Below are 6,797 nucleotides of genomic sequence, written 5' to 3'. Positions count from 1 at the left end.
ACCTTGGAGAAAAGTTCTGCTTTCTTGTTCTCCGTATCTGCGTTGTGGATGAACTCGATCTCCTGTTCGGGCACACCGGCGTTGAGCAGCTTGGTGCGAATATCATCATAGACGTTGAACGAACCGTCCCCCTTGGGAGTAGACATATCGCAGAAAATCAACTGGGTCAACTTCTGCTCCTTGGTGTCGTTCCAGATGCGCAGGACGTTGTTGACGCAGGCATTTAACTTGCTGTTGGGGTCATCGGGCAGAGCGGAATTCATCAACCGCTGGTCAAGACCAATTTTGCGGCCATCCGACGTGATTTTCAACATATTATCCACAGAGGGGTCAACAGAACCGCTGTGGACTTCGGCCGCACGTTCGCTCAACGCCTGCACCATATCCTGTTGGATTTCCGAAGGCTTGACCACGACCGTCTCGAATTTGGCTTCGGGCACGGGCAAGTGTAACTGGTCGCTAGTTTTAATGTCCGCCGCTTCCTTAAACATCGCCATCAATTCGGGCAAGTTGAAAAACTTCGCAAAACGAGTGCGCGCACGGTAACCAGTGCCCTCCGGGGCAAGTTCGATGGCGGTAGTAGTTTCACCAAAAGTCGATGCCCATGCGTCAAAATGGGTCAGCCCTTTCTGCTGCAAAGTGTTGTATTGGAGGTAACGCATCAGGGTGTACATTTCCGTCATGGAATTACTGATCGGCGTACCGGTTGCAAAAATCACGCCGCGCCCTCCGGTAATCTCATCGAGGTAGCGGCATTTCCCAAACATATCAGAAGATTTTTGCGCTTCGGATGTGCTCAGGCCTGCCACATTCCGCATCTTCGTATATAAGAACAAGTTCTTGTAATTTTGGCTCTCGTCTACAAACAACCTGTCTACGCCCAATTGTTCAAACGTGACCACATCATCTTTGCGGTCGGTGGCCTGCAGCTTCTCCAACTTCTGTTTCAGGGTCTTGCGCAGCTTTTCCAGCTGCTTTACAGTAAAATGCTCGCCAGCCTGCTCTTTTGCTTCCTCGATGGCCTCCTCGATTTCATCCATCTGTTCTTGAATCAGCCGCTCCTGCCGCTCTGCAGACAGCGGGATTTTCTCAAACTGGGAGTGTCCGATAATGACCGCATCATAGTCGCCGGTCGCAATTCTTGCACAGAATTTTTTGCGGTTGGCGGGTTCAAAATCTTTCTTGCTGGTGACCAATAGTTTTGCATTGGGGTACAGGCGTAAAAACTCGCTGGCCCATTGCTCCGTCAAATGGTTCGGCACCGCAAAAAGGCTTTTCTGGCATAAACCCAACCGTTTCAGTTCCATAGCGGAAGCCGCCATCTCAAAACTCTTGCCGGCACCGACTTCGTGCGCCAAAAGAGTGTTGTGCCCATACAGCACATGGGCAACCGCATTGCGCTGATGTTCTCGCAGATTGATTTCCGGGTTCATGCCCACAAAATGAATGTGACTTCCATCATACTCGCGGGGCCGGGTGCTGTTAAAAAGCTCATTGTACTTCTTTACCAGTAAGGCTCGCCGCTGTGGGTCTTTCCAAACCCAGCCAGCAAAAGCGTCCTTGATAGCCTGCTGTTTCTGCTGGGCGAGGGTGGTCTCGTTCTGATTCAGCACACGTTTTTCCTTGCCATTCTCCTCAATGGTATCGTAGACGCGGCTGTCGCGCAGGTTCAGGGTGTCCTCCAGAATTTTATAGGCGTTGGCCCGGCGTGTGCCGTAGGTTTCGGTAGCCATAATGTCACCGTAGCCGGTGGCGGACTTATTGCTGATCCGCCATTCAGAAGTATAAGGAGAGTAGCGGACGGTGATGGCGTTGTTGTAGCGGATGCGGTAGGGCGGCTGAAAAGTTTCCATCATGAACTGCTGCACGATAGAGGGGTCAAGCCATGTGGCACCCAACCGCACATCAATTTCAGATGCTTCCAGATCTTTGGGCTGGGCTTTTTCAAGTGCGTCCACATTGACCTTGAACTCCGGGTGGCTTTCTGCAGCGAGCTGTGCTATGCGCAGCTTATCGCGCACGTTGCCGGAAAGGTACTCATCCGCAGTCTGCCAGCCGGCTTCCGGATCGTCAGCATCAGCGGCAGGATCTTTGAAAATCACACCAGACAGTTCAGTGGTGATGCGCTCATAGTCACCGGGAGTGCCCAGCAGGTCGGCCATGTAGGGCAAATCGACCTTGCCATGCTCACCAATGGACACCGCCAGTGCTTCGCTGGGGGTGTCCACGCTTGTGACAACACGCTCTGGACGAATCGTCCGCTTGGTGAACATATCCGCTTTGCTTTTCAACTGCCTGTTTTCATCCAAGTTTTCTAGTGAGCAGAGCAGATAGTAGGAGCTATCATCATCAAAAAGTCTGGCATTTTTCTTGTCGTTAATCAGACCGTATTTTGCGGTAAAGGCATCATAGGCGGCGTTCAGCTTTTCCTGCGATGCTTTGATATCCTCATCCGGGAAGTCGTTCAACTGCTGGTCGATCAGTTCACTGACAATCTGCCGCAACTCCACCATGCCAGCCACACGGCCTTTGGCGTTATCGGACAGTTCGATCTGCGTCATGATGGAGTTCTCGCGGTAGTAAATCTCACCATCCACCACAGTATACGAGAAATTCTTCACAGCGGGGTCTGCGGGCAGCGTCTTGCGCTGCGCTTCCGCATCGGCAACATCCGGGGCGGCAATCTCCACCGCGGTGTACTGTCCCTCAATGTGCTGTACTGCTTCGGCAAGTTGCTTTGCAAGGCTGGCACCCTCGATTGGGGCAACAGTCAGGTCATGGCCGTATTGGGTGCTTTCCATCTCCAACCTGCCCAGAACCATTTCCGGATGCTCCACAAAATAGCTGTTGAGGGTAAAACCATCCTCGGTCTGCCCCGGCTGCACCCATGCAGGTTCGATGTCCGCAGGGCGGTCACGTTTTTGCAGGAAGATAATGTCGCTGACGACTTCCGTTCCTGCATTTGCCTTAAAAGCGTCATTGGGTAGACGGATGGCACCCAGCAGATTAGCACGTTCTGCCATGTACTTGCGGGCACTGCTGTCTTTGCTGTCCATCGTGAAGTGGCTGGTCACAAAAGCAATCACGCCGCCCGGCCTGATCTGGTCGATGGTTTTCGCAAAAAAGTAGTTGTGGATGGAAAAACCTAGCTTGTTATAGGCTTTGTCGTTGACTTTGTACTGGCCAAAAGGGACATTACCAATGGCGAGATCATAAAAATCTCTGCGGTCAGTGGTTTCAAAACCTGCCACGGTGATGTCAGCCTGCGGATACAGCTTTTGGGCGATGCGTCCGGTGATGGAATCCAGTTCCACACCATACAGGCGGCTGTCGGCCATGCTGTCGGGCAGCATACCGAAAAAATTACCCACGCCCATGGACGGCTCCAGAATATTGCCGGACTGGAAGCCCATCCGCTCTACGGCATCATAGATGGCGCGAATCACTATCGGAGAGGTATAGTGAGCGTTCAGCGTGGAAGCGCGGGCGGCGGCATACTCTTCTTCGGTGAGCAGTCCTTTCAGCTGGGTGTACTCGGTAGACCAATTTTCTTTGTTCGGGTCAAAAGCATCCGCTAGACCACCCCAGCCGACATACTGCGAAAGCACCTGCTGTTCCTCGGCGGTGGCACCGCGATGCTCCTGCTCCAGAGTGCGCAGGGTTTGGATTGCTTCAATATTGCGGGCGAATTTCTGTTTGGGGCCTCCGATGCCCAAATTATCATCCGTGATGTGAAAATTTCCGGCGGCTTCTGGCACAGGTTCAGCGTTCAGGGCTTCATTGGCGGCAGCAGCATTCGGAAAGGTCTGCCATTCACCATTGACTTCTGTGGAAATCGGCAGTTTGTTCAGTTCTTCATCCGGTGTAGGTTCATCCCGCCGCAGACCGTCCTCGAATTGCCGCTTGTTGAGTACCTCGTTATCCCACGACTGCCCATGTGCGCTGGTGTCGATGCGTACATCGGTTTCACCAACATAGCCGATCTTGCCCTCAATGGTTCGAGTGGGGAGGTCAACAACAACTTCGTCACCGACCTTGTAATCAATAGCTTTTTCAGGAGGAACGTCAACAATTTCATCCTGCTGCTGTTCATACAATTCCCGGATATGGGGCAACCGCTCAACCCGGAAGATGGGCTGTCCGCTGTTGGTCAAGTCCATATCCTGCAAGCTGACGGATTTGAACATAAAGTTGACGTGGTCTACACGGAAGTCCCGGCCATCCAGCTTGATGATGCTGCCGATCGGCAGATAATCTTCCTTCCGCAGATGTTTTGTCTGATGGTGGGTGCCATCTTCACTCTGTCCGGCCAGATAGATGCTGTTGCCCTCGGCCCACAGTTTTTGCGATTTTGCTACCCACTCTCCACGCAAAAAGCCAGTCACTTTGACTTTTCCCAGCGCGTTTTCCTGTGACAACAAATTAGAGCGCAGAACTTCCTTTACGGCAAACGCATCCTTGTCATAGAACAGAAAATATCCACCCAGTTCAAAGCCGATCAGGGTATTGGGGTACTGCTCTTTCAGAGCATTGTATTCGGCAGCGGCATCACCCTCCAGCATCGGAAGTTGGCGTTCCGCCTCCTGCACGGCGGCACGATGTTCTTTTTCCTGATCGGTCAGATAGCGGTCAGATTGAATCATCAGGTCGATGTATTTCTCGACCTGCGTCCAGCTTAACGTGAATTTCTGATGATCCGGGTAGCGGTCAAATTCAAGTCCTTTTCCATCATGATTTACAAAACCGCTGCTGCCATCCAGAAAGTCCTGCGAATGTCCGCCGATGCCGTATTCTTTTGCCAGTGCTTTGGCGCGGAGTTTGCGGTCAGGCTGTGTCTGATACAGTTCGATGATCCGCCACTTGCCATCCTGCACACCGGAGCCATGCTCGCGCAGTTCATTCTCAATCTCGGCCTGCGATAAAGCAAAAGCGGAGGGCGATTTTTCGCTCTCCGCTCGGTCGATATGTTCGATTTGCTGGGTTTCGGTGGGGATGACTGCATCCAGAAAACTTAACTGTAGATCAGTTCCGTCCGAATCACTTCCTCGACCTGCTCCCGCAGACTGTTCATGTGCTGCACCCACGCCATCTGGTTCTTCTCCTTGTCCGGAGCCGGGTTCTTCGCCAGCAGTTCGGCCATCATCTGGTCCTTCATTGCCGCTGCGGTCTGCTCCAGTTTGTTCAGGGTCGGGTACAGGCTCCCGTTCAGGAGCATCGTGTGGTACAGCACCGGGTGCTGCTGCTTCAGGAAGTTCAGGCGCATCCTGCCGTACTTGCCCAGCGGGGTCTTCGGCTGATGCAGGGTCAGGTTCGGGAGAAGATAATCCCCGGTCTGCGTGTAACTCAGATTGTTGCTCATATTCATGCTGGCTCCTTTCATTGTTTCGGCGGCGGATGGTCGTTTTGACTGCTCGTTCCACGGTGCGCAGAACTTCGCGGCTGATGTCGCTGACTGCTGCGCCGAGGGCATAGACAGTATCCGGGGTGGAAAAATCATAGATAGCCTGAAAACTGTCTTTGTCAAAAAAGCCATCCGGTTCAAATCCGCACCGTTCCAGAAGTGTGTAGGTGACGCTGATCGCGGCGGCGGACTTGAACTGCATTTCCAACCCGGTACTATCATAGTCCATCAGGAACGAACCGTCAACGATGGCGCGAATGTCCTCGCTGTTGTTGTCCCAATAATCTGCGACCAGCTTCCCGGCAATATCGGCAAGCTGTTGACTGAACCTTTCATGGCTGATGCCGTAGGCGGCAGTCAGTGCATCCGAAACAGGCTGTTTCAGATCATCGTTATACTGCCACAGGTCAGGGTCGCGAGAATTGCGGCGCACACCAGTATCCGACACATCAAAAACGTAATGCAGACGCGGATATCCACTGGATTCATCCAGCAGAGCGATGCCTTTGGAACCTCTGCGCACATAGCGGTTCATCCGGTTGTTCCAGATGTCATAGTCGGCGCAGGCTGTAGCATCGGGCCGCTGGGCGTAGATCATCAGCTGATCTTCAAAGCGGTACTTGTACAGCCGGGATGCAGTGGTCAGGTACGCTGTCCAGCTTTCCCAATACCGGGTCAGGCCGTTGGCTGTGCGTTGGGCAAGAGCAAGGTATTCTTCGGTTTTGCTTGGCATTTTTGCCTCCTTTTTTAGATTTTAGGGTATGAAAAAGCGGGCAACCGTTTTATGGTTGCCCGCAGAGGGTATGTAATAGTTTGATTATCAGGTGCCGTTATCCTTTATGAATTTCATGATGCAGCAGCCCATTGCAATAATTGCGAACAAAGTGTTCAGACCGAGGGTGCCAGAACCCAAAAGGCCATCAAGGAAGCCTCCGACAAGCCATGCTCCCACAGTAAAAATCGTTGCCCAACCGTAACCCATAGAAATTACTCCCTTATAAAAATCGCTTTTACAATTTGAATGGAATCGGTTTTCCAGAAACGATTCCGAAGAAATATAAAAGCCCAATCTCGATAGCCGCACAGATCACCAACAGAAGATTTGCAAGAGTTTTGCTGTTGCTCAACGTTTCAATACTTTTTCGGTATTGGACAAAGACCCACATTTCAGAGGCGAAAAACAAAATGTAGAGGAGGCTGCTCCGAAAAAGAGCCATCATATTCGATAGCGCATAATTGATAAGAATAAGATTTATGGAATGAATAGCAACATCCAAAATCTTTGTGATTTTTCGTTTCATACACAGACACTCCAGCCCTACAGCTCGGTTTCCACTGCAAGCTGCTCCTGCTTCTCTTTTTCGTCAGCGATTTGGACATCAACATCTTCGCGCAT

General features: G+C 51.9%; 5 protein-coding genes. 1 reads left to right on the top strand and 4 read right to left on the bottom strand.

Annotated elements, in window-relative coordinates; translation table 11 throughout:
* Together C7J97_RS14370 and C7J97_RS14360 are read right to left on the bottom strand one after the other, a co-directional pair.
* Positions 1-4,562: DEAD/DEAH box helicase family protein (locus tag C7J97_RS14370; RefSeq protein WP_479723712.1), on the bottom strand; the 4,562-nt coding region annotated here is incomplete at its 3' end.
* A gap of 449 nt (positions 4,563-5,011) precedes the next feature.
* Entirely contained in the window at positions 5,012-5,365 is a 354-nt protein-coding gene (locus C7J97_RS14360; protein WP_005921751.1) for a TnpV protein, read from the bottom strand.
* Between C7J97_RS14360 and C7J97_RS14355 the strand changes: the two genes are divergently transcribed.
* The gene (locus C7J97_RS14355) at positions 5,364-6,152 is read left to right on the top strand and encodes a hypothetical protein (protein ID WP_113993359.1); all 789 of its coding nucleotides are present in this window, start codon (positions 5,364-5,366) and stop codon (positions 6,150-6,152) included. The genes C7J97_RS14360 and C7J97_RS14355 overlap by 2 nt on opposite strands.
* Before the next feature lie 69 nt (positions 6,153-6,221).
* On the opposite strand, the gene C7J97_RS15110 is transcribed toward C7J97_RS14355, so the two are convergent.
* Together C7J97_RS15110 and C7J97_RS14350 are read right to left on the bottom strand one after the other, a co-directional pair.
* A complete protein-coding gene (locus C7J97_RS15110) occupies positions 6,222-6,383 on the bottom strand; it encodes a hypothetical protein (RefSeq protein WP_005921750.1) in 162 nt (53 codons plus the stop codon).
* Between the two features lie 28 nt (positions 6,384-6,411).
* Positions 6,412-6,702, bottom strand: coding sequence for a hypothetical protein (locus C7J97_RS14350; protein WP_113993357.1), 291 nt, complete (start codon positions 6,700-6,702; stop codon positions 6,412-6,414).
* Positions 6,703-6,797 lie beyond the last annotated feature (95 nt).

Origin of the sequence: Faecalibacterium prausnitzii, assembly GCF_003324185.1 — a bacterium.
Classification (GTDB): domain Bacteria; phylum Bacillota; class Clostridia; order Oscillospirales; family Ruminococcaceae; genus Faecalibacterium; species Faecalibacterium prausnitzii.
Note: the sequence above shows the minus strand (reverse complement) of the source record. Positions and strands in the feature narration are given on the sequence as shown.

Coding starts and splice junctions, on each gene's coding strand:
- C7J97_RS14350 (WP_113993357.1), bottom strand. CDS start 6,702: ATGAAACGAAAAATCACAAAGATTTTGGATGTTGCTATTCATTCCATA.
- C7J97_RS14355 (WP_113993359.1), top strand. CDS start 5,364: ATGCTGGCTCCTTTCATTGTTTCGGCGGCGGATGGTCGTTTTGACTGC.
- C7J97_RS14360 (WP_005921751.1), bottom strand. CDS start 5,365: ATGAATATGAGCAACAATCTGAGTTACACGCAGACCGGGGATTATCTT.
- C7J97_RS15110 (WP_005921750.1), bottom strand. CDS start 6,383: ATGGGTTACGGTTGGGCAACGATTTTTACTGTGGGAGCATGGCTTGTC.